Annotated in this window: 21 protein-coding genes, 2 pseudogenes and 1 riboswitch; of the genes and pseudogenes, 7 read left to right on the top strand and 16 right to left on the bottom strand. The window is 34.6% G+C overall.

What is annotated here, in order from left to right; all coding sequences use genetic code 11:
* Positions 1–3: 3 nt before the first annotated feature.
* The 6 genes from BAQ49_RS03120 to BAQ49_RS03095 all read right to left on the bottom strand — a co-directional run bounded on the left by BAQ49_RS03120 (position 4) and on the right by BAQ49_RS03095 (position 7,952).
* Complete coding sequence (locus BAQ49_RS03120; RefSeq protein WP_071744152.1) at positions 4–1,761, bottom strand: DUF4430 domain-containing protein; 1,758 nt, start codon at positions 1,759–1,761, stop codon at positions 4–6.
* Between the two features lie 507 nt (positions 1,762–2,268).
* Positions 2,269–2,754 (bottom strand): ribonuclease E activity regulator RraA, encoded by a 486-nt coding sequence (gene rraA, locus BAQ49_RS03115; protein WP_071744151.1) that lies wholly within the window; start codon positions 2,752–2,754, stop codon positions 2,269–2,271.
* Between the two features lie 276 nt (positions 2,755–3,030).
* Entirely contained in the window at positions 3,031–3,879 is an 849-nt protein-coding gene (locus BAQ49_RS03110) for an endonuclease I family protein (RefSeq protein ID WP_071744150.1), read from the bottom strand.
* Between the two features lie 376 nt (positions 3,880–4,255).
* Entirely contained in the window at positions 4,256–5,137 is an 882-nt protein-coding gene (locus BAQ49_RS03105; protein ID WP_071744149.1) for a 5'-methylthioadenosine/S-adenosylhomocysteine nucleosidase, read from the bottom strand.
* A 177-nt stretch (positions 5,138–5,314) separates the two neighbouring features.
* A riboswitch (purine riboswitch) is annotated at positions 5,315–5,418 on the bottom strand.
* A gap of 454 nt (positions 5,419–5,872) precedes the next feature.
* A complete protein-coding gene (locus BAQ49_RS03100; RefSeq protein ID WP_071744148.1) occupies positions 5,873–6,775 on the bottom strand; it encodes a DMT family transporter in 903 nt (300 codons plus the stop codon).
* A gap of 40 nt (positions 6,776–6,815) precedes the next feature.
* Positions 6,816–7,952, bottom strand: coding sequence for an NADH-dependent flavin oxidoreductase (locus BAQ49_RS03095; RefSeq protein ID WP_084667316.1), 1,137 nt, complete (start codon positions 7,950–7,952; stop codon positions 6,816–6,818).
* Between the two features lie 155 nt (positions 7,953–8,107).
* Between BAQ49_RS03095 and BAQ49_RS03090 the strand changes: the two genes are divergently transcribed.
* The gene (locus BAQ49_RS03090) at positions 8,108–8,962 is read left to right on the top strand and encodes a LysR family transcriptional regulator (RefSeq protein WP_244159065.1); all 855 of its coding nucleotides are present in this window, start codon (positions 8,108–8,110) and stop codon (positions 8,960–8,962) included.
* A 458-nt stretch (positions 8,963–9,420) separates the two neighbouring features.
* Here the strand turns inward: BAQ49_RS03090 and ybaK are convergent, their stop codons facing one another.
* The gene (ybaK, locus tag BAQ49_RS03085; RefSeq protein WP_071744146.1) at positions 9,421–9,897 is read right to left on the bottom strand and encodes a Cys-tRNA(Pro) deacylase; all 477 of its coding nucleotides are present in this window, start codon (positions 9,895–9,897) and stop codon (positions 9,421–9,423) included.
* 341 nt (positions 9,898–10,238) lie between these two features.
* On the opposite strand from ybaK, the gene BAQ49_RS03080 reads away from it, so the two are divergent.
* Together BAQ49_RS03080 and BAQ49_RS03075 are read left to right on the top strand one after the other, a co-directional pair.
* Entirely contained in the window at positions 10,239–11,516 is a 1,278-nt protein-coding gene (locus BAQ49_RS03080) for a histidine--tRNA ligase (RefSeq protein ID WP_071744145.1), read from the top strand.
* A gap of 263 nt (positions 11,517–11,779) precedes the next feature.
* Positions 11,780–12,088 (top strand): hypothetical protein, encoded by a 309-nt coding sequence (locus tag BAQ49_RS03075; RefSeq protein WP_071744144.1) that lies wholly within the window; start codon positions 11,780–11,782, stop codon positions 12,086–12,088.
* A gap of 84 nt (positions 12,089–12,172) precedes the next feature.
* Here the strand turns inward: BAQ49_RS03075 and BAQ49_RS03070 are convergent, their stop codons facing one another.
* A complete protein-coding gene (locus tag BAQ49_RS03070) occupies positions 12,173–12,448 on the bottom strand; it encodes a DUF1292 domain-containing protein (protein ID WP_071744143.1) in 276 nt (91 codons plus the stop codon).
* Between the two features lie 167 nt (positions 12,449–12,615).
* Positions 12,616–13,668 (bottom strand): pyruvate kinase, encoded by a 1,053-nt coding sequence (locus tag BAQ49_RS03065; RefSeq protein WP_071744142.1) that lies wholly within the window; start codon positions 13,666–13,668, stop codon positions 12,616–12,618.
* 267 nt (positions 13,669–13,935) lie between these two features.
* Between BAQ49_RS03065 and BAQ49_RS03060 the strand changes: the two genes are divergently transcribed.
* The gene (locus BAQ49_RS03060; protein WP_071744141.1) at positions 13,936–15,609 is read left to right on the top strand and encodes an alkaline phosphatase; all 1,674 of its coding nucleotides are present in this window, start codon (positions 13,936–13,938) and stop codon (positions 15,607–15,609) included.
* Between the two features lie 118 nt (positions 15,610–15,727).
* Here BAQ49_RS03060 and BAQ49_RS34025 read toward each other — a convergent pair.
* A pseudogene (locus tag BAQ49_RS34025) lies at positions 15,728–15,942 on the bottom strand (DUF3947 family protein).
* A gap of 238 nt (positions 15,943–16,180) precedes the next feature.
* Here BAQ49_RS34025 and BAQ49_RS03050 point away from each other — a divergent pair.
* On the top strand, positions 16,181–17,143 hold the full coding sequence (locus BAQ49_RS03050) for a hypothetical protein (protein WP_071744140.1): 963 nt from the start codon (positions 16,181–16,183) through the stop codon (positions 17,141–17,143).
* An 84-nt stretch (positions 17,144–17,227) separates the two neighbouring features.
* Here BAQ49_RS03050 and BAQ49_RS03045 read toward each other — a convergent pair whose 3' ends face one another.
* The 6 genes and pseudogenes from BAQ49_RS03045 to BAQ49_RS03025 form a co-directional block, all read right to left on the bottom strand.
* Positions 17,228–17,899, bottom strand: a complete 672-nt coding sequence (locus tag BAQ49_RS03045) for a hypothetical protein (protein WP_071744139.1) — start codon at positions 17,897–17,899, stop codon at positions 17,228–17,230.
* A gap of 103 nt (positions 17,900–18,002) precedes the next feature.
* Positions 18,003–18,125: a hypothetical protein gene (locus BAQ49_RS33845; RefSeq protein ID WP_083596109.1), complete on the bottom strand. Its 123-nt coding sequence runs from the start codon at positions 18,123–18,125 to the stop codon at positions 18,003–18,005.
* A gap of 112 nt (positions 18,126–18,237) precedes the next feature.
* Positions 18,238–18,995 (bottom strand): annotated as a pseudogene (locus BAQ49_RS03040) (SDR family oxidoreductase).
* Between the two features lie 56 nt (positions 18,996–19,051).
* A complete protein-coding gene (locus tag BAQ49_RS03035) occupies positions 19,052–20,710 on the bottom strand; it encodes a putative ABC transporter permease subunit (RefSeq protein ID WP_071744138.1) in 1,659 nt (552 codons plus the stop codon).
* Positions 20,703–21,428 (bottom strand): ABC transporter ATP-binding protein, encoded by a 726-nt coding sequence (locus BAQ49_RS03030; protein ID WP_071744137.1) that lies wholly within the window; start codon positions 21,426–21,428, stop codon positions 20,703–20,705. Before BAQ49_RS03030 ends, BAQ49_RS03035 begins: the two co-directional genes overlap by 8 nt.
* Before the next feature lie 88 nt (positions 21,429–21,516).
* Positions 21,517–21,711: a hypothetical protein gene (locus BAQ49_RS03025; protein ID WP_000955218.1), complete on the bottom strand. Its 195-nt coding sequence runs from the start codon at positions 21,709–21,711 to the stop codon at positions 21,517–21,519.
* A gap of 179 nt (positions 21,712–21,890) precedes the next feature.
* On the opposite strand from BAQ49_RS03025, the gene BAQ49_RS03020 reads away from it, so the two are divergent.
* Complete coding sequence (locus BAQ49_RS03020; protein WP_000859232.1) at positions 21,891–22,250, top strand: DUF2178 domain-containing protein; 360 nt, start codon at positions 21,891–21,893, stop codon at positions 22,248–22,250.
* Positions 22,238–22,438, top strand: a complete 201-nt coding sequence (locus BAQ49_RS03015; protein ID WP_071744136.1) for a helix-turn-helix transcriptional regulator — start codon at positions 22,238–22,240, stop codon at positions 22,436–22,438. The genes BAQ49_RS03020 and BAQ49_RS03015 overlap by 13 nt, the downstream gene beginning before the upstream one ends.
* Positions 22,439–22,456: the final 18 nt, after the last annotated feature.

Here is a 22,456-nt window from a genome sequence, read left to right as displayed (position 1 = left end):
TTGTTAAGCTGCTTTACGTCTCCATAATACATATGCAGAAGCAATACATAATACACCCATACCTACTTCTGTTGCTGCACTATGAGAAGATGCTCCTGTTTGTGGTAATTGATTCTTATTCTTGTTTGTTTCTTTATTAACTCGTTCGTTATCTACAACAACTTTTAGATTTTCATCTTTTGGTTGTTTTTGTAACTCTTCTTGTTGTTTCGGCTGTTCTACAACTTCTTTTTCTTCTACAGTTGTCTCTGGCTCTACAATTGGTTTCGTATCGATTTCATTCTCTACTACATTTGACCAATCATAAATCGATTTTCCAAAATCTTTAAACTGAAGTAACGCTAAAAATGCTTGCTCTGTAGCCATTCCGCTACCTTTTTGATCACTCGGTAACCATTTGAACTCACCATTTGGAAGCTGGTATGACATTAAATTTTGTACCGCTTTATTAAGACGATCGTGATCTACATCTTTAACTAGCGATAGTCCAATAATCGCTTGTGCAGTACTATTAGAATTCTCTTGTCCATCAGCGGCAAAACCACCATTACCTAGCTGCTGCTTGTATAAATAATCAACAGCTTTTTGGATAGATGGCTTTACATCTGCTTGATCTTGATAAGGAGCTAATGCTGCTAATACCATACTTGTTACATCAACGCTACTAGCACTTTCTTTACTACTTGAACTATCATACGTCCAGCCACCGTCTGTATGCTGCGTGTTTAAAAGTGCTTGTACTAAAGTAGCTCGATTCCATTTCGCTTCGGCCGGAACCTCATATTTCTTTGTATCTAATGCAAGTAATGTAAATGCGTATCCAGTAACAGAATTCACTTTATCTGATTCAAATAAATTTTGTACTAAATTTTGTCCCTCTACCTTTGTAGGATCTACATTCATTGCATTCATCATAATAATCGTTCTAGCTAAATCTGTTGCTGAAAAACGATTTAAACGCTTCTTAACCTTTTCAGCTACTGGCTGAACATAGTTTATTTTCGTTTCAAGTGGAATATTTACACCTGAACGAGCGAGTCCAATCGCAACCCAATCACTACCAATTCCATCTTGTAACATCTTTTCTGACGTTTTAGAAATTGCTTCATTTAATTGTGCTGCTGGAATTTCAACTTTCTCTTGCTTTGGTTGTTCTGTTGTTTTATCTTCTGGTTTTGGTTCTTCTGTTTTACCGTCTGGTTTTTCTGTTTTCGGTTCTTCTGGTTTTGGTTCCTCTGTTTTACCATCGGGTTTTTCTGTTTTGGGTTCCTCTGGTTTTGGTTCCTCTGTCTTTGGCTCTTCTACAGTTTTACAAGTGCCAAATTTATCTAACGTTTGTTGCAATGTTTCTTGACTCATATTGCTCCAGTCCGCAACGTAACGAAATGCAACGACATCCCCAGACTCTAATTTATAACTATCTGCCCCAACTTCTGCAGATTTGTCATTTACATCATACAACCAACCGCTCGTTGCTCCGGCCATTAATCCGTCGATGCCCTTTATATACGTTCCAAATGACATACTTTCAGATATTACTTTGTCACCCATGACTTTTTGTAACAAACTAAAAGCTGTTTCTCCATCTTCAATGGAAACTTCTTTTGGACATAACATAATTCCTTTTTGTGATTCACCAATAATTGCAAGTTTCGCCGTCTTTCCTTCAGCAAACGTAATATGTACTGTATTCGCAAAAGAAACAAATACAAGTGCCACTGCCATTAATGATGTAAGCAGCCATTTCTTTAACATTGCCATTCCAAAATTCCCTCCCTTTACTAACATTTACACAAAAAAAGACCCTTTAAGGGCGTGTGATTGACACTCTCTTTTTGTAAGTGTCGAACAAAATGCACAACACCTCCTACCCGCATTATTCGCGGCTATATTTGTATAGGAAAAATAATTTCGTTTATGAACGCACCATTGTGATTACATTCATTTTTCTAGGCAAAATTTACTCCCTTTTCAAGTTATCCCGCTATTTGCCGAGCAGTAAGACCCCCACCTCAAATTCAGCGAAAGCAAAGAAGTTAGGTCGGGGTCGGGCTGCCCGTAAATGTCCGATTGGTGAAGGCTAATAATCAGTGGGGATGAACAAAATCCCCACTGATTAAAGTTTCACTTTATCGTAAAACGATAAACCTATACATTCTGCAAATTTTGATTTTCTGTATTATTTTACTATTGACAAAGAATTTTGTCCATGCTTTATCAGATTTATTTTCTAAGAATAATAGTTTAATAAGCTTCCATTAATAGAAGTCATCCCTCACTATATAAACTTTTATCACTAACAATAATTCCATCTTCATCTACATAAACATATTCATTCGGCTTCCATTCAACTTCACCAAATTGCACCGGAATATTTCTTTCTCCTTTTCCTTCTTTTACACTTCTATTTGGCATTGTCCCTAACGCTACAATACCAATATTAATATTTTTTAATTCACTAGAATCACGAACATACCCATTTACAATAATTCCTGCTAAGTTTCTTTCTTCTGCAATAGCTGCCAAATTATCACCGAGTAACGCACAATTTTTAGAAGCTCCGCCATCAACAACTAATACTGTACCTTCCGGCAGTGTTTGTAACCCCTCTTTTACTAGTACATTATCATCCTTCACTTTTACCGTTGCGATTTTCCCATAGAATTGTTCTTTCTTTCCATAAGATTGAAAAGACTGGCGACATATTTGTAATTCCTTTTCAAATTCATCACATAGATCCGTAGTTTTCCACATCTCTTTCCCTCTTTTCTTTTTATATTACATATTCTTGGATTTTTTTCGTTTCCCTGTCTAATGTTGCAATAATTTGTATGTGCGGTGAAAGTCATATACAAATGAAGGAAAATAAAGCTTACCACTTGAAACTATTGCTTTAAGTAAAAAGCTTTATTATAATCTATTCCACTCCTATGAAAACCATTTATTCTAGCATAAACATAAGAAGGGATTGATCATAATGATCAATCCCTTCTGTCAAAGTATAATGTCACTAAAAATCCTTTAAAAATCTTAGTTCCAAATTTCATTTACCCATTCAGGATGATCAATAAAAGGATTGCGATTATGTTGATATTTTGTAAAAATCACTTCATTACGCTTTCGCTCTAAATCATCGACAGGGTCTTGTTCATTCCATTTTAGTAAAATAGATAGTTTCCCCATGTATGGATCTTTGTTGTTATTCACCTTTTCATTTAGTTCTAAGTCTATTTCGCCGTTGTCTCCTTCGTAACGAACAGCCATGTAAAACAGCATTCTAGCGATATCTCCTTTTACACTATCACGAGGTTCCCAAGAATCACTATCATATTTACATTCTGTCGCTTCCGAATGATTCATACCACCATTATCAAAATCCAGATTTCCACGTGAACTATTTACAGATACATCCGTCGCTCTTAAATGATGTAGATCTGTTCCAGGTCCTGCAGCCGTTCCAAAATCACCGTGAGATTTTGCCCAAACATGCTCTCGGTTCCAGTTATCAACTCCTGAACCATTCGTAAATTTCCCTTGCGAACGCCCAGTATATAAGAGCAACACATTATTTTTATTATTTGGATCTTCATCAGTATCTCTTAGCGCTTCCCAAACCGCACTGTATGATATCTTTGTATGATTATCAATAACATTATGAAGTTCCTTCTTTAATTCTAAACCCGTTTTTCCTATAGCGTTATTATAATATGTATCGTCATAGTTTTTTACAGTAATCTCTTGTGCTAAAAACGCATCTACTTGTGGAGATGTAGAAACTACTTCACCATGTATGATATCTGTGAATGATAGAGATGCAAAACCTAAAATGAAAAATGAAGATAGTGTAACCATAGCAAGTTTTGTGTTTCGGAACTTCATATACCCATTTCCCCTTTAAAATATAATTTGAATTGATTAATCCAAAAAGCCTATGTACATAGTTTCTTTTTCATACTGTTCTCCTAAATTTCAGTTTCTTCAATTACATAAACAATTTTAATTTTCACAAAGAATATTCTTCTCTAGTAAAGACTATTAAAATATTCTCTTACAGTAAAAAGTAGTTTAATGATAACTTATAAACTTCAATTTTTTTATGCAATTTTACATAAAAAAGCTCATTTCTTATCTTTTTCAAATAAGAAACAAGCTTTTCTTTTCCAACTACTAATCCTAATATAGGTCTATCTGTCTCGGAAACTTTTGGAGTTACTTGACGTTTATGGTAAAAATAGTACTACTTTTATTTATATGCTTATTTATTTGGCACCGAATCTATATACTTTCTAACTACTTCATATACATATTCTTGATTTGCTGCTGCTGTATTTGGGTTGTATTTTCCACCGTTTGTTTTATTGTTAGATAATACTCGAATCCCTAAAAATGGTACGTCATAAGCTTTTGCGATTTGCGCTGCTGCTGCACCTTCCATTTCTTCTACAGATGTACCGTATTTTGTATGGAACCACTTAATTCTATCAACTTCATTATTCCAAACGTCTGCTGAACCAATAGTACCTTCAACCACTTTACCTTTTGTATATTTATCTTTTACCGCATTAGCTGCTGCAAGTAAATCTTTATCTCCCTCGTAGTATCGGATTTTCTCAGCATTTGGATCTTCTCCTGCACTCCCTTCAGAAGCCATCAAGTCCATAGATATCCATTTTTCCGGTTCAATTCCTTGGTTCTCATCCATATTTGTTGTTTTTAGTGAACCTATATTCGCGACTTGTTTTCCTAACACAATATCAAATACATTTAAATTAGGATCATGTCCACCTGATGTTCCTTGGTTAATAATTGCTATAGGCTTATATTTTTCAATAGCCACTGCTGTAGCGGCTGCTGTATTTTCCATTCCTTTACCTGTTTTCGCAACGATTACAGGATAATTGTCTACAGTTCCTTTATAAAATACAAAACTCCCAGATTTTTCTTCTTTCACATTTTTTAACCTTTTTGCAAATTTTTCAGCTTCTATTGGCATTGGGCCTTGAATTAAGATAGGGTTTTGATTACTTTTTGCCTCAACTACTTGTTTTGGACTAGCATTACATCCTGCAAGTATTGCGAATGACAATGCGATAGTAGTTGCTAGGGCACCATATTTTTTCAACAGATTTTTCTTCATAAATAATCTCTCCTCTTTCTCTTGTTGTTTTCTATACTCAATGTTTTGGTCCAAAGAAAAAAGTTCTAGAAACTGTAGAAGAATCTCTACTTTCTAGAACTACGGTAGTCAAAGTTAATTAAGCAAAAGATGAGGCCATTGCTTAATTATAGATCGGTAGCGGCTCAATACATCGAACGACCGAATACTTTAACCCGTAGTCCAGTTCTTTCATTGGGAACTAGGTAGAAACGCTCGGACCATATTACCGAGTATATACGAGTGATGTTATTTAAAATTATTATATTGATAATATAACAAACCTATAGTGTATACGCAATCAAAATATGAACATTTTTAATAAAAAACAAAAAAATGTTCGTATTTAAAGGGATAATAAATAAAAATCTCATTTTTAATCGGATTATATCGCAAAAAAATATACTAAACTCGATTCACTCACACCAATCAATCTTTTACAGGTAGTTACTCTCCCTTCTACCTTCTTCATATTCACCCAATTTTGATGCGGGAATCTTACTGCCCGCATATTAATACATCTTTTGTGCCGAATGGTCAATAAATCAAATTTTATTATAACTTTAAAATAAAATTTGATTATTTTAGATTACGAATAATTAAAAATAGCCTCTTATTCTACCGTAAGTGTTATTTGAATTTAATATTTTTTCGTGAGATAGAGAGGAACTAGACATAATTCTTTAAACTAAATGAAAGGAGGTCCTATATCAATAGCTAGACCGCTGAATCTTTTCCACTAACTATGTTTTCAGAATTAGCAAGGGATTTAGACTGCCTAATCGTAAAAAGCAAACCGCTGAAAATTAATAAAATCCCCAAACATTGCAGCCAATCTGGACGAAATTCAGTCAGTAAAATATCTAATAGAATGGCCACAGCAGGATCTACAAATATCATAAAAGAAATGACCTTAGCAGGAAGATTACGTAAGCTATTAAAGAAAAGAAGATAGACAACCCCTGTATGGACAACCCCGGTAAGAATCGAATAGAACCACTCGGTTGAGTTTATCGAAGTGTATGCTGAAAAATCAACAAATGGGATTAGTAACAAAATACCTATGGTCATTTGCAGAAAAGTTGTCGCATATACACTCGTCTTTGTAATACTTTTTCCCAAAAGCATAGTTGCTGCGTAGAAAAATGCAGCAACCACACTATATGTAATTCCATTCCATTCAAGGGATGATGAACGAATCTCACCTAACCCCATAATAAATAAAGTGCCTGTAAAACATAGAGAGATTGCTAAAATCGAATTCCATGTCAATTTCTCTCGAAAGATAGATCTTCCTATGATAAGAACAAATATAGGCGCTAAATGATAGAAAGAAATAGCAATAGTTACAGAAGTCTGTTCAAATGATTTAAAAAGAAATATCCAGTTCAACAAGTTAGCTGTTGCACAAAGAATAATGAACACCAATTCTTTTTGGTTCCATATTTCGTTCTTAAAATCCCCTTTTATAAGCCAAACCGTAAACAAAAATATAGCAGCACATACTAAGCGAACAAAAACGAGTTCAATTGCGAAAAGTCCCGTGAGACGAGAAAAGAGGCCAACAGAACCAAATATGGACATAGCTAGTGCTAGTTGCGTTAATGCTTTTTTGTTCATGATGAATCTCCTTATATCTGCACATATTTGTAAAACAAGATTATCTCTTCTCTGGCATACCACCTCGTGTGATTATGTTAGCCCACATTTGATTAGGAATTTCTAATTTTCTTCTGCTATCTCGAGGCAGGATGTTCACAATATTTTCTTCCCTGCCCTCCTCTACTTTTTTCACCCAATCTGGTTCCATTAATATTTCTCTACCTAATGCAAAGAGTGGTACATCATTCTCCAATACATCTAGCGCTTCATCAGGTGTATGAATGGATCCTAGTGAAATAAAACTGGTTCTTCCAGCAATGACATCTCGAAAGATTTCTGTCCGTGTTAATGTTCGATTTGAACCACTCCGAGGAAGAGACCACACATTCTTTACAGAAAGATGTAGATAGGAAAGCTCTTGGTCAGCCAATCTATTTACAAATGCTACTGTATCATCCATCTTTATACCCGATTCCTCCTGTTCTTCAGGTGAAAATCGATAGCCTATAATAAACTGCTTGCTAGCATACTGATCACGTACACGTTTCACTTCCTCTATAACAGCAAGTGGGAAATTCATTCTTTTCTCCAATGTACCTCCCCAATAGTCGCTACGGTGATTAGAATACGAAGAGAAAAATTGTTGAATTAAATATCCATTCGCACCATGAATTTCTACACCATCAAATCCCGATTTGATGGCCCAATAGGTTGCTCTTCCAAAGTCTTGAATCGTAGATACAATTTCATCTTGGCTTAACTCACGAGGGATATATTCTTCTCCAGCTTCTTTATAAATGCTTGCTACAATACCACTTGGACTAACCATTTGTTCTCCGCCTGTATACCCTGGAAGAGATTCACTGCCGCCATGATGAAGCTGTAAAATTGCTTTTGCCCCTTTTTCTTTAATTGAATTTGCTAGATCTGTAAGACCCCTGATACTTTGCTTGTCATACACTTTCATTTGTCTAGGAAAGCTTGTAGCTACAGGTGAAATCGTAGCTGCAGCTGTAATAAACATACCCGGACCTGCTGCTCTTCTTCTATAGTAGGCAAGCTCTTCGTCGGAAACACACCCATCTTCTTGACCTGAGTAAGTTGTCATAGGTGCAACTACAACCCTATTTTTAAGAGTCGTTCCATTGGAAAGATTATACGGAGATAGTATCTTGTTATATTTTTGTTTCATCATTATATGATTCCCCCATCATTCTATTTTTCTGAAGCTGAATTTATTGTATTCTTGATTTTTGCATAAGTAAAATGAATGTTTTTCATTTATTACATTCGACTTTCTCATGTATAATAAAAAGAAGAAGGAGATGAAAAATATTGAATTTTTTTCAGTTGGAAGTCTTTTTAAAAGTTGTAGAGAATGGAAGTTTTACAAAAGCAGGAGACCAAATAGGACTTACACAATCAGGAGTCAGCCATAATATAACAGCGCTAGAGACAGAACTTGGTGTGAACTTATTAAAACGTGGGCGAAATGGAGTATCTTTAACGACTGCAGGTGAGTATATTATCCCTCATATACGTGCAATTGTTGAAAATATGGCACATATTGAACAAAAGGTTGCAGCTGTGAATGGGATAGAAATGGGGAAACTTTCAATTGGGAGTTTTCCAAGCTTTACTGCTAGGTTTATACCGTTTTTATTTTCTATCTTTAAAGAAAAATTCCCTAACATTGAGATAAGGCTTTATGAAGGTGGTTACGATGAAATCATTAAATGGGTGGAAGAAGGAACAGTAGATTTTGGTTTTGCAGCATTACCAGTCAAAAACGTGGAATTTATTCATCTGTTAAATGACCCTTTATCCGCCGTGATATACGAAGGTCATCATTTTGAAAAGAATTCTATTATCAATTTAGAAAACTTTATTGGAGAAAGCTTTATTATGTTACGATCTGGCTGTGAAACACTGATAGAAGAAAAATTTCGTGAAGCAAAAATAAAACCAAGCATTTCATACGATATTAAAGACAACCAAACAGTACTTTCAATGGTTGCCGGAAAGCTAGGAATTTCAATTATTCCTGACCTTGCTTTATCAAAAAAACTAAAAAATATACGTAGTCTGCCGCTGAATCCAAAAATCTTCAGAGAGATTGGATTAGTTAAGAAATCAGCAAAAGAACTAACTCCAGCCGCAACAGAATTTTCCAAGATTGTTCAAGACTATTTTATAAACCGCTAATGTAAATATTTTCTTAAACTTCAGAACGTTTTTAAGCAATCGGGCGCTTTAATGGAAGAAGACTCACAGAAATGATCAGACTTTTTATAAAAGAATGATTCAATTAAATAATTTAAGAGCGTGTTTTAATCAATCTTTTTTCAAAACACACTCTTAATTTTTGCTTGTTTATTCATAAAAACACTCTCCTGTCCTTTATCTATCTTTAAAAGCACCTCTAATCATAATATTGATAATTATGATTGTTTATTTAAGATCCTCACACCGAGACTTTGTCCTCTTCCCAAAGCCAAACAATTTAAATTACATATACAGATTACGCTGATTAAATTAAATATCCTTTTTCATTTCATTCATTATGTAAATAAAAAAGGATAATCAGCCCTCATAATGGACTAACTATCCTATAAATCATTATCTAAAGTTAATTAAATTAGAACTTCTTTTCCTATGTATGTTTACTTCGTTACCTCACCAAACTGCGCTCTCGTCACTTTCGCCAAGTCATCAACTTTCAGCTCAATTTGCACGCCAATTTTCCCACCGCTTACAATAATTGTTTCAAGTGATTGGGCACTCGCATCAATACATGTAGAAAATAATTTCTTCATTCCGACCGGTGAACAACCGCCGCGAATATATCCTGATACTTTCGTAATATCTTTTACAGGAATCATTTCAATCTTCTTTTCACTTACTGCTTTTGCAGCTGCTTTTAAATTCAATTCCTCATCTACCGGGATTATAAAAACATGATAATCTTTACTATTCCCTTGAGCGACAAGCGTTTTATATACCTCTCTCACTTCTCTACCAATTTTCCCAGCAACTGAAACACCATCAATTTTCCCATCGTCCGGATCATATGACATCATCGAATATTCAATTTTTTCTTTATCTAATATTCGCATCGCATTAGTCTTATCTTTTTTCATAGCGCTCTCCTTAAAAGGTTATTTCATATTATTAAGTTTTATTATACACTCTTTTCCATTTCTCCTACATAACTTCACGTATTTTTCAAAACTGAAAATATTGATATTTCAAAAATCATCTGATATAATTTGGAAAAACTTATTGTTAAGGAGAGATTTCTAATGCAAAATTTTAATACTTCTTTCCAACTTCATCATCATACGTAACGCCGTGTATCCGAAGAAAATTTTTTCTTCGTGGGTACAGGGCTTTTCCTGTTGACCCACGAAGCATTCATAAAGCTATGTGGGTATTTTTATACCTGCATAGCTTTTTTTAATTTAAAAAAGGAGTGATTTGGGTGGAAATGAAAAATGTAAAAGGAACAAAAGACTATTTACCAAAGGAGCAAGTATTGCGAAATAAAATTAAAAGAGCTTGTGAAGATACGTTTGAACGTTATGGCTGTAAACCGTTAGAGACACCAACGTTAAATATGTATGAACTTATGTCATACAAGTACGGCGGTGGTGATGAAATTTTAAAGGAAATATATACACTGCAAGATCAAGGAAAACGCGAGCTTGCTTTACGTTACGATTTAACAATTCCATTCGCAAAAGTCGTGGCGATGAATCCAAATATTCGCCTCCCTTTTAAACGTTATGAAATTGGGAAAGTATTTCGAGATGGTCCAATTAAACAAGGGAGATTTCGTGAGTTCATACAATGCGATGTTGATATAGTTGGTGTAGAATCAGTCATGGCCGAAGCTGAACTCATGAGCATGGCATTTGAACTGTTCCGAACGTTAAACTTAAAAGTAACGATTCAATATAATAACCGAAAATTATTAAATGGTATTCTCCAGTCTATTAACATCCCTACCGAATTAACGAGTGACATAATTTTATCATTGGATAAAATCGAAAAGATTGGGATTGATGGTGTACGAAAAGATGTATTGGAGCGCGGGATTACTGTAGAAATGGCCGATACAATATGTAATACTGTTTTATCTTGCCTAAAGCTCACTATTGCCGACTTTAAGGACACTTTCAATAATACACTTGTCGCCGATGGAGTAAACGAATTGCAACAATTACAGCAATATTTAATCGCCCTCGGAATAAATGAAAATGCTATATTCAATCCGTTTTTAGCACGAGGGCTCACGATGTACACAGGTACCGTGTATGAAATTTTTCTAAAAGACGGCTCGATTACATCCAGCATCGGTAGCGGTGGTCGATACGATAATATTATTGGGTCATTCCGTGGTGATAATATGAACTATCCAACAGTCGGTATTTCATTCGGATTAGATGTTATTTATACCGCGCTTCAAAAACAAGAAACAATAGCATCTACAGCAGATCTTTTTATCATCCCACTCGGGACAGAATTACAATGCTTACAAATCGCCCAGCAATTACGTTCTACTACTTCCTTAAAAATCGAGCTTGAACTAGCCGGACGTAAATTGAAACGTGCCCTTAATTATGCCAATAAAGAAAATATCCCGTATGTGCTTATCATTGGTGAAGAGGAACTATCTACAGAAACAGTTATGCTACGAAATATGAAGGAAGGTAGTGAAGTAAAGGTTCCCCTTTCTTACTTACCTAATTATTTATAATACGAACCATCCTCATTTTGGTGGTTTTTCTTGTGCATAAAAGTGAAACTATAATCAGTGGGGGACACCCCCCACTGATTATTAGCCTTCATCAAACGGGCGTTTACGAGTAGCCCGACTCCCACAAATAGCGGGATAAAGAACTAATCAGTTAACATAATATAATTATCTATTTTCCCGAAATGTGAATACAAAAAAATATCCATTCACCACTATATTTGGTAACATATTCATACGTACATATTATTTAGGAGGAATTAACTTTGAAGACAGTCATAAAAGCATTGAAGTGGACTACAGGTATATCCCACCTTTTATTAATTCCTTATTATTTACATCAAGGAATAGTTGACTTATACGGGATACCGCTACTTATAGTAATCACTTTACATATCATTACAATTTTATTGGCTAAAAAGAAAGGCATGAAAACCTATTCTAATTATATAGGTATCCTAACTATTCTAGTTGCCTTCTTTCCTTATATAGCAATCGTTCTGCATATTATAGCAGCGATTTTCCTTTTATTAGATGCGGCTTCCGCGAACACAAAAGAAGTGTATGATTCATAGTAGATTGAAAAACAGAAGTTCGAGAAAAATTTTTCAATCATATACAAAAAAGAGGGCAGATATACATCTCCCTCTTGTGTCAAACTATTCTTGTTCTTGCTCGTCCAAAATCTTCTCAAACGCAGCAGATACTTTTTCAAATACTTCGTCACTCTCAATGTATGAGAATTCACTATCTTCTTCTACTTTTAAAAAGAAGATATCAATGTCTTCCTCAGTTTCTGTTTGAATATCTTCAACAAAGGCAACCGCAATATATTCTGCTCCTTCGACATCCATCGCTCCAAGTACTTCAACTTCTTGTTCTTCATTATTCTCGTCGCTAAGGCTAAAAACTTCGCCTACTTCAATATCTGACATATTCATTCTCCTCCTATCACACTCTAAAAAATAGAACGTTCAAATCGTATACTTACTAACATATCTTTCCATAAAAAGTTAAATTCATACAGAAAGAACAACAAATTTTCGCTGGTTTAGCATAAGTATCCAATTAATACTATAATCGATAAATATATATTTTCATACTAAAGAGACTTATGCAGCAATTCCAGTACATCTTTCATCGCAAAAGGCCCATCTTTTTTCACATGCTCAGCGAATTCCGAAACGAGACGTAACGTTTTCACACTTTCGATTGGATGCTCCCCTGACGCACTTTCAGCAGAAAGCATAACAGCATTCGTCCCGTCCAGTACAGCTTGAAATACATCAGTTACTTCAGCTCTTGTAGGAATAGAATGATCTACCATAGATTGAAGCATTTGTGTCGCTGTAATGACATATGTATTCGTTCGATTGCACTCACGAATCATCATTTTTTGCAAAAGCGGAATAAATTGATACGGTAATTCCACACCTAAATCTCCCCTTGCGATCATAATGCCATCCGCTTCTTTGCATATGTCTTGAAAATTCTCGATCGCTTCCATCGTTTCTATTTTTGCAATTAAATTAGGAGATGTTTCTTTATGTTCATGTATAAAACTTCGTATTTCCTTTATATGACTAGGTTTTCGAACGAAAGAACACGCAATAAAATCAACATTCTCTTCTAAAAGAAACTGAATATCTTTTTTATCTTTTTCTGTAATAGCTGGTAAACTAACTATTGTACCTGGTAAGTTTACCCCCTTATGAGAGGCAATATTTCCACCTGTTTTTATCCTCGTTTCTATTTTGTCCGCACTTACCTTTTCAACAAGTAGTTCAACTTCTCCATCATTAATAAGAATTCTACTTCCAACTTTCACGTCATTCACAATCCCTACATAATCAACACTTGCTTCTTCTTTACTCCCTTGTACTGGATTGGTATGTAAAGTAAATAACTCCCCTGCTTCAAGTGTAATTTGTTCCTCTTTCATTTCACCCAATCTTATTTTAGGACCTTGTACATCCCCTAGAATTTTAATAGAATCATCTAACGATTTTACTAAACGCATGATTGTTTTATGACTTTCATGCGTGCCATGTGATAAATTTAACCGAACAATTTTCATACCATTGTTTATTAACTGCGTTAATGTTTCTTCATTATTACTCGCTGGCCCAATTGTACAAACTCGATCAATTGTCATGTTCCCACCATCCTTTTTCTAATGTTTCCCATAAAATAAAGAGAAGATTCTTTTTATAGAAAAGACTGTGTAACTAAGGATGCAAAGAGGTTTTATATGAAGAAAATATTTTGCTGAAGAAATAGCTTGAATTTAACTTTTTGTGCCCAGTATTTTGACTCAATTATTATTGTTAGTTTCGTGGTAATAGGGTACTACTAATAATAAATTTTGTTTACATACGAACGGTAGATTGGGATATCGAAAACAACCTATGGAGGAACCACAATGACTAATCTTCGTAAAAAGATAATAGGACTAACTTTAGCAGGAACGATAGTTATAGGTACATTGGCAGCAGGAATCATGATGAACGATAACGAGGTAAAAGCTGAGGTGAAAAAAGCAGAAAAGCAACCTAAAAATGTAATTTTCATGGTTATAGATGGGACAAGTTCTTCTGCTACAACATTGGCTCGGTGGTATAAAGGTTCACCTCTTGCACTAGATCAAATTGTATCCGGAGGTGTTCGTACGTATTCCGCAGAATCAGCTATTACGGACTCTGCACCGGCAGCCACAGCTTTAGCGACAGGAAACAAATCAAATTCAGGTTACGTGGGCGTATTACCTTCTGTTGTGAATTCACCTGGCTTAGAACCAGTGAAAGAAGAATGCAAGTTTCGTCCAGTTGCCAACGTCTTAGAAGGCGCAAAACGTTCCGGCCGTGCGACAGGAATCATTGCTACCTCAGAAATCCAGCATGCTACTCCTGCTAGTTTCTCTGCCCACCACGTTAATCGTAAAAATTTCGAAGTGCTTGGTGAACAGCAAGTTTACCAAAATATAGCAGTTGTTTTAGGTGGTGGAAAGGCAGCGCTTCAGCCGACGACAAGCAATGGAATTCGTAAAGACAACGAAGATTTAGTAAAAGTCATTCGAGACAAAGGCTACGACTTTGTCGAAACAAAAGATGCGTTATTAAACTCTAAATCAAATAAAATCTGGGGTTCTTTCTCTAATACTGCCCTTGCGTTCGATATGGATCGTAGAATAACCAATCCTAAGCAGCCAACTCTTTCCCAGATGACAAGCAAAGCCATTCAAACATTATCAAAAGATAAAGATGGCTTCTTCTTATTCGTTGAAGGCAGTAAGGCAGATTGGGCAGCACATGCAAATGACCCAATCGGGATGATTAGCGATGTATTGGCGTTTGATGATGCAGTTACAGAAGCATTAGAATTTGCGAAGAAAGATGGTAACACTATGGTTATTGCTTTAGCGGATCATGGTAATAGCGGTATTTCCATTGGTAACAGTAATACAACAAAAGGATATGATACTACACCAGTATCAGCTTACATTGCCCCACTGAAAAAGGCGAAAATGACACTTGAAGGTGCTACAAATAAACTAAAAGATGATTTATCTAATATAAAAGAAGTAGCTGCACTTTATGGTTTAGACAACCTAACTAATGATGAAAGAGAAAAGTTAAAAACTGCAAATAAGAAAACTGATGTAGGTCCAATTCTTACTAAATTATTGGCCAACCGTGCGAACATCGGTTTTACAACTGGTGGGCATACAGGTGAAGATGTATTCTTATACTCTTACGGTCCTCAAAAGCCATACGGTTTAGTCCAAAATACAGACATTGCGAAAATAATGGCTAAAGCAATGGGCTTTCAATTAGAAGAAATAACTAAGAAATTATTCTTAGATGCTGAAACATCCTTTAAACAAATTGGTGCAAATGTAACGATTGACAAGCAAGATGCACTTAACCCTGTGCTTGTAGTAAAACGCAATAATACGGAGGCCAAATTGTTTGTTAATAAAAACATTATCTATATTGGTGGAAAAGATTATGAATTAGGAGGCATCGTTGTAGAGAGCAACGGGAAATTCTATGTACCTGAAAAAGCAATTCAACTATTTTTAAGACACTCTCTCTAAAAAAGATTGCCTCTTAAGAGGCAATCTTTTTTTCTTTTTCAAATTTTTATTAAGTATGAAATTTATGTTTTTGTAGCCTCTCTCCATCAAAGAGCTATTTCTGTTTTGGCATTGTTCACTATAAAACATATACAGTTTCATATGGTAACGATCGAAAATAAATTCCATCCTTGTATAATCCACATCACATAATACGATTATAATGAATAATAACTACGTTGCATATGTTGTGCTTGTATAGCCTGATAAACAAGCTAGAATTATACTTTGCGCTGGCCCCTGTCCTCCTAAAGGGCGCATTTGCGTTTCATTGTAAAAATAATTGCAAAGCATTCTTTATTCACCTCACCTCTGCATATATTTTTGTCTTCATGTTTCATACTATGAATATTGAATTAAAGTGGACAATTCCTGGGACTTATCATCTTGCAATCCCTAAATTTCTTTCTATTCAATAAGATTAATCAAATGTAAAATAAAAGTTAATTTCAAGACAAATCATTGAGATTTTTGAAATTTTCATATATTGTTTTAATCGGGTTTAAACTCTTGAATGTAAGAGGTGTTATTTATGAAAAAGGTATATCTTATTATCGGTATTTTACTAGTTTCGATACTTATAATTTATAATTTGTTCAATACTTCAATTATACAAAGCCCGAATTTATCTCACGCACCTTCTAAAGAAAAGATGAAAGAAGAAAAACAGAGAGAGCCGCAAACTAACACCGTTTCTTACGGCTTAAAGGATGATCAAGGTCAACATATCGACAATGGAAGTGAAATTATTAGTGAGAATAATAAGATCAACGTATCGTTATCATTTGTACATAATATTAATGAAGACCGAAAATATGGATTAATTATTTTAGAAGATTACGAACAAAAGCCTTTTAAAATAGACGACACTCCAAATGCGGTATCCCACTATTCTTTCGATATAAAGCCAAACAGTTCGCTCACTACTAAAATCCATTTACAAATTTCTCCTACTGCTAGGGAATTAACCTTTTTAATAATTAAAAAACCTGAATATAAATTAATAGATAATGACCTAAATAAAGCCGCTATATTAGAAGAGGTTCTAAGTATGCGATATTCGATTAATACTCATCATAAAGATACTGAGAAAATACAACTTACTCCTGTACAGCCGAAAACTGTTTTAAAAGATGATCTTTATGAACCATTATTTGTTACTAGAAATGAGGAAAAACTACAAGCGGTGCTCTCTGAGAATGAAGGTAAAGAGCTAACTATATCTAGCGGAAATGAAACGACAGAAGAAATGAGTTATGCAATCGTGGCCTTTAAAGATTGGGAGCAAGTTGAACTATTAAATAACCAAAAAGTTGCTTATGCTACGGTCGCTCCTGAAACGAGACAAATTTTTAATTTCACATTACCTATAGTGGAACAAGAAAGTAATTTCCAATTAGTTGCTTTTCCATTTCCTTATAAAGTCAGCAAAAATAATTATATGAGCCAACAAGCATTCGGTTCATTTCGCATCGTAATTAAAGATGAACATTAATAGAGTCAGACTAGCTATGGCCAGCCTCACATACTACCTCAACAAACTAAGAAGGCCTACTCATACGAGTAGGCTTGTTTGAAACTATGAAAGCTTAGTCAATAACTGATTTAAATCCTTTTTCGTTTTCGTCGTTAATGACTTCATTTTATTAACATCTATCTTTTCTTTTTCCGCTCTTATAATTAATGGATACAAACTTTGTTCAATTGTTTTGTATTCAGTTGGATGTGATGCCTCTATATCTTTTTCAATTACATCCCACTTCTCATTAATTTGTTTTCCAAGTTTATTTACTGTTTCTAATTTAGGATTCGCAGCTAATTGCTTGTCTAAGCTGTCAACTAACGCAACAACTTCTTTTACACTTGTTTTCACAGCAACACTTTTCTTCGGATCTTTCGTTGTGTTCCCACTAGTAGTTTGATCATTCGTTTTTCCTGTCGTTTCTTTTTCTTTTGTTTTCACATTCTCGTTTTGAGTTGATGTTTTACCGTTACTTTCTGTTCCTGATGATTCTTTTGTATTTTTTGCATCCTTATCTGTTTTTTCATTTGAAGAAGTATTTGTTTCTTTTTCATTATCTTTCGTTGTTTTTGACGTTTCGTCTGTACTTGTCGTTTTTGCTTCTCCATCATTTTGTGCAGTTACTTGCTCCTTCTTTTCTGTCTCTTTATCTGCCGAAGGGCTACAAGCTGCCATAGTAAGCATTGTACCAATTGTTATCGATGCGATAGCGACCTTTTTCATTTTCATATAAATCCCCCTATGTTTACGTAATTTATCCTCCCCTTTACGATTCGATTTCCCCTTAAAAAATCCCTTTTCACATGAATTACCATCTTTCCGACAGTAATCTTCATAATAATACGTACAAAAACTGATAAGCCGATTTGAATATTCGAGTTTCTTCTACTTCATTTTTCTGCTCTGTAGTAAAAGAAAAAGAGTATATTGTCACATCAAGAATTACTATCTTCATATGACGATATGCTCTCCTATCAAATTTTTATCTTTCTTGACATTTTATTTATACAAAAAAATAAAATTTTCTTTTATTTTTTTGTTTCTCAACAATTGTTAACATAATATATTTATGAGTAACCACCATTTGAATGAATGACTTGCCCGGTAATCCATTTTGCTTCTTCGCTTACTAAAAAAGAAATTAAGCGTGCTGCATCCGCCGGTTCTCCTACTTTACCTTGCGGGAACTTCCATACTAAATGATGCTTCAGCTCCTCTGTAATCCATCCTGTATTCGTCGGTCCTGGATCAACAGCATTCATGTAATCCCCTTCTCCATCGCAACTGGTGCTACTGATTTTGTAAATGCTTCAATTGCTCCCTTTGTTGCTGCGTATGCCAATTCATCTGGCATCGGTCCCAATGATTGCCCAGAAGTAAGATTTATAATACTACCACTCGTTTTAAGTGAAAAATGTCTAATAAATAATGAACTTAATAACATAGTAGCACGAACATTGACCGTGTAATGTTTATCTAACTGTTCTACATCTAACTCTTCAATTTTCGTATGAGTAGAATACGCCGCATTATTAATAAGAATAGATGGCTCACCTAAACGTTCTGATACCATATACAATACACGATTAGGCGAATAAGACTGCGATAAGTTGATCTCTGCCATTTCACATCGAACACCGTAACTTTCAATCTCCTTTTTCAACAAAAAGGGCTCTTGATCATTTATTCCCCATGGCATCGCTTTATCATACTGAGACCAGTACGTGAAAAAAATGTCTATCCCCTTTTGAGCAAGCACCTTGCATACAGCTGCACCAATTCCATTCAGACGAGTTGCCCCTGTTACAATTGCTATTTTCTTCACCTTTTCTCCTCCATCTATGGATAAATCCCCTGCACGAATACAGAGGATCTACCTTCTTAATTAATATTTGACAATATGCGTTCTGCACCTATTTTTAAAATTTTAATAAAGATATAATTTACAATCGTAAACATTATAAATAAAACAATAAACATAACCCACAGTCCTACTTGAAGGAAGAAGTATAATACACTTACTCCCGCTACAATAACTAAAGCTATTAAAATATTAGCTAAAAAATTCCATAAAGTTGTATATCGACTTTTAAATAATTTCTGTTCGGTATCCCAATGTATATCTGCAGTTTGTGCATCCCAGCGTGTACCGATTAAATTAATTAACAATAACCCGTTCGCACTTAGCAAGTACCAAAGTATCATAAAGACTGGTGAAACTCCCGCTACAACTGCCATCGTAATACCGAATACTGCTAAAATGATTACATTAATTAACCAAGCGGTGATTGCTTTCGCAAAAAAGATATCTGAAGCTTTTACTGGTAAGTAACGATTCACAAACCAAGAGCTTCCATCTCGTGAAAATGACGTTGTTGCAATAACGTTACTCCCCATTAAAAATAAGGATGCACAAAGGCCAACACCAATCGCGAAACCTGCTGATTCTGGATTATTAATGTATCCTGTAATCCACTTTAAATTTCCATCTTGTACGAATAAAACAAAGAACAGCATAATTGGCATAACGAAAGTTTGCACAATGCAATTTAAGAAAAATTGCGGTGTACGGAATAACGTATTAAATTCTTTTTTCATATATGCTTTTAAATGTGAACTTTGTACCGTTGATTTCTGTAAACCTTCCGACGTAATAGCTTGTTTCTTTGCTGTACTCGTTGAAAGTCCAATAACCCCTTTTAAATATGTACGCTCTGAAATATAATAAAACAACACAAAAAATACAAATGAAATAACTGCAAAGATCATTACGTATAAAGGACCCTTCCAATTCGCATTTTCTACCAATGCGACTGCTCCAAAATATGTAGTTGGAAAATAATTTGTCATTTGTATTAAAAGAGAGGATTCGTTGTTCGCAAGGTAATTCGTAATTGCATCTTCAGAAAACGAACTTTTATTTCTCCACTGCAAAAATACATTAATTCCTACAATAAATAGTATACTTACGATTCCAATAAATATATTGCCTCGGTCTTTATTTTTCGCTATATTTGTATACCTCATAATAACTGTCATCAGTAACGAAGCTAATACTAACGGCACAATCGGGAAGAGTAAGTAAATAAAAATCATGTATATGTAATATGTAATAAATGCGCCACTTTTCAAACCGTACGTAATAAAGATTGGTAATAAAATGAATGAACTCATTACGTATTGTGTAATTAATACCGTTAAAAATTTTGCCGAGATAATTTGTGCTGGTTTTAATGGTAACGGCAGTAACATTTCAATGTCATTACTGTAATAAAATACGGTTAAAATGTTCGTTATACTCATTAAAAATACCCATATACTCGCAATCGCAAGTCCCATTGCGATAATCATTCCTGGGTCTTGCCCTAAATGTTTCATCCCCTCATACATCGCGTGCGTTATAGAACCAAATATTAAAAAGCCAACAAATAAAATAGCTGCAAAGGAGAATAAATATGCCCATCGTTTCTTCTTATCAGTTATAAAATCTGCATAATTTAATTTCAATAATACCTTCGTTAACGTCCAAATTTTACTCATTACCCGTCATCTCCAAGAACATTTTTTCAAGTGATTCATTGGATTTAAAATGATCTCTCATTTCATTTAAATTTCCTTTAAACTGAAGATTTCCCTTATTAATAATAGCAACACGGTCACATATTTTTTCCGCAACTTCTAATACGTGTGTAGAGAAAAATACAATCTTCCCTTTATCTGCATGTTCTCTCATCATTTCTTTCAAAATATATGCAGATTTCGGATCAAGACCTGTTAACGGTTCATCTAAAATCCATACATCTGGCTCGTGCACGAGCACACCAATAATAACGATTTTTTGTCTCATACCGTGCGAGTAACTTTGAATTTGATCAGATAAAGCATTATAAAGATCAAACTTCTTCGCTAACGACTCTATTCGCTCTTGCCTTTGCTCTTTCGGCACTTCATACATATCTGCCATAAAGTTTAAATATTCGATTCCTTTCAATCGCAAAAACATATCTGGACTATCCGGAACATATCCAAACGTCTTTTTCGCTTCCATCGGCTCTTTCATAATATCTTTGCCATTGATCGTAATGGTCCCTTTGTCCACCCCATGAATACCAGTAATCATCTTAATTGTCGTTGATTTACCAGCACCATTCGGTCCTAAAAATCCAAAGATTTCTCCGCTAGGCACAGATAAACTTAAATCTTTTACTGCATAGGTAGACCCATTATAACTTTTTGACACATTCGTAATTTCAATCATTATATCCAATCCTTTCCTTAATTACCAATTAACTATATTAATATTATAGCATAATTCTATTTTTAGATTTTTACATTTTTCAGTTTATTTAACCTTTAAAATAAATGTACACTCCTAATCCAACGATTAAAACAACGGCTAGTATAATATAAATCATCGTAAGCCGTTTAATATTCCCTTTCGTCGCTTTACTATAATTCGCATCACCATTTCGCCCAATTAACACCGTTGCAATTACAGTAATCACTACAAGTAATATAACGATCATTATCCCAGTTAACATTCCTTCCTCCCCCTCCTCACAACCATTTTACAATATTATCCTCTTTATTTCGCAGTATATTTAGTCTTTTTACTATTATTATGAAAAGAATCGGAAAACTATTATTACCATTCATATCCATATGTGATATATTTATAACATAACGTGATTTATTTCTAACATCGAAAGGAGAATCTATCGTGAAAACAACTTGGATAAAATATTTAGGATTTCTCGGTTTCTTCGGTTTCCTCGGCTTTTTTTATGAAAAAGGATTGTTTACTATGTTCTGTTTCTTCTCCTTTTTCACAACATATAGAACGGTTCAACACGATGAACTGTTTGAACAAATCGTCAATAAATCGTGCCGCAATGCATTTATCGTTACATTACTAACTACCGCTATCATTATGTTTATTGAAATGTTATTTCCAAACCCGGCGCTACAAGAGATTGATATCGCTCTTATTTTCGGCACACTTATTCTTACGTTTGGGTTCTCTATGTTCTTTTACGATAAACCTGTTGATGAAATGGAAGATGCACCATGGCGTTCGTAACGAAGATAAAAGAATACCGCGCCAAATTGAATATGACACAAGAAGATTTAGCGAAAAGTGTTGGTGTACGCCGTGAAACGATTAGCCATCTCGAAAAAGGGAAATACAACCCTTCCTTGCAGCTTGCTCATGATATTGCGAAGGTACTTCATAGTACGATTGATGAGATTTTTATTTTTGAGGATTAATGTAAAAAAAGCCCTTAT

This window comes from Bacillus proteolyticus, from assembly GCF_001884065.1.
In the GTDB taxonomy this organism is placed as follows: domain Bacteria; phylum Bacillota; class Bacilli; order Bacillales; family Bacillaceae_G; genus Bacillus_A; species Bacillus_A proteolyticus.
The sequence above is the reverse complement of the archived record's forward strand: the minus strand, read 5'-3'. Positions and strand labels throughout refer to the sequence as shown.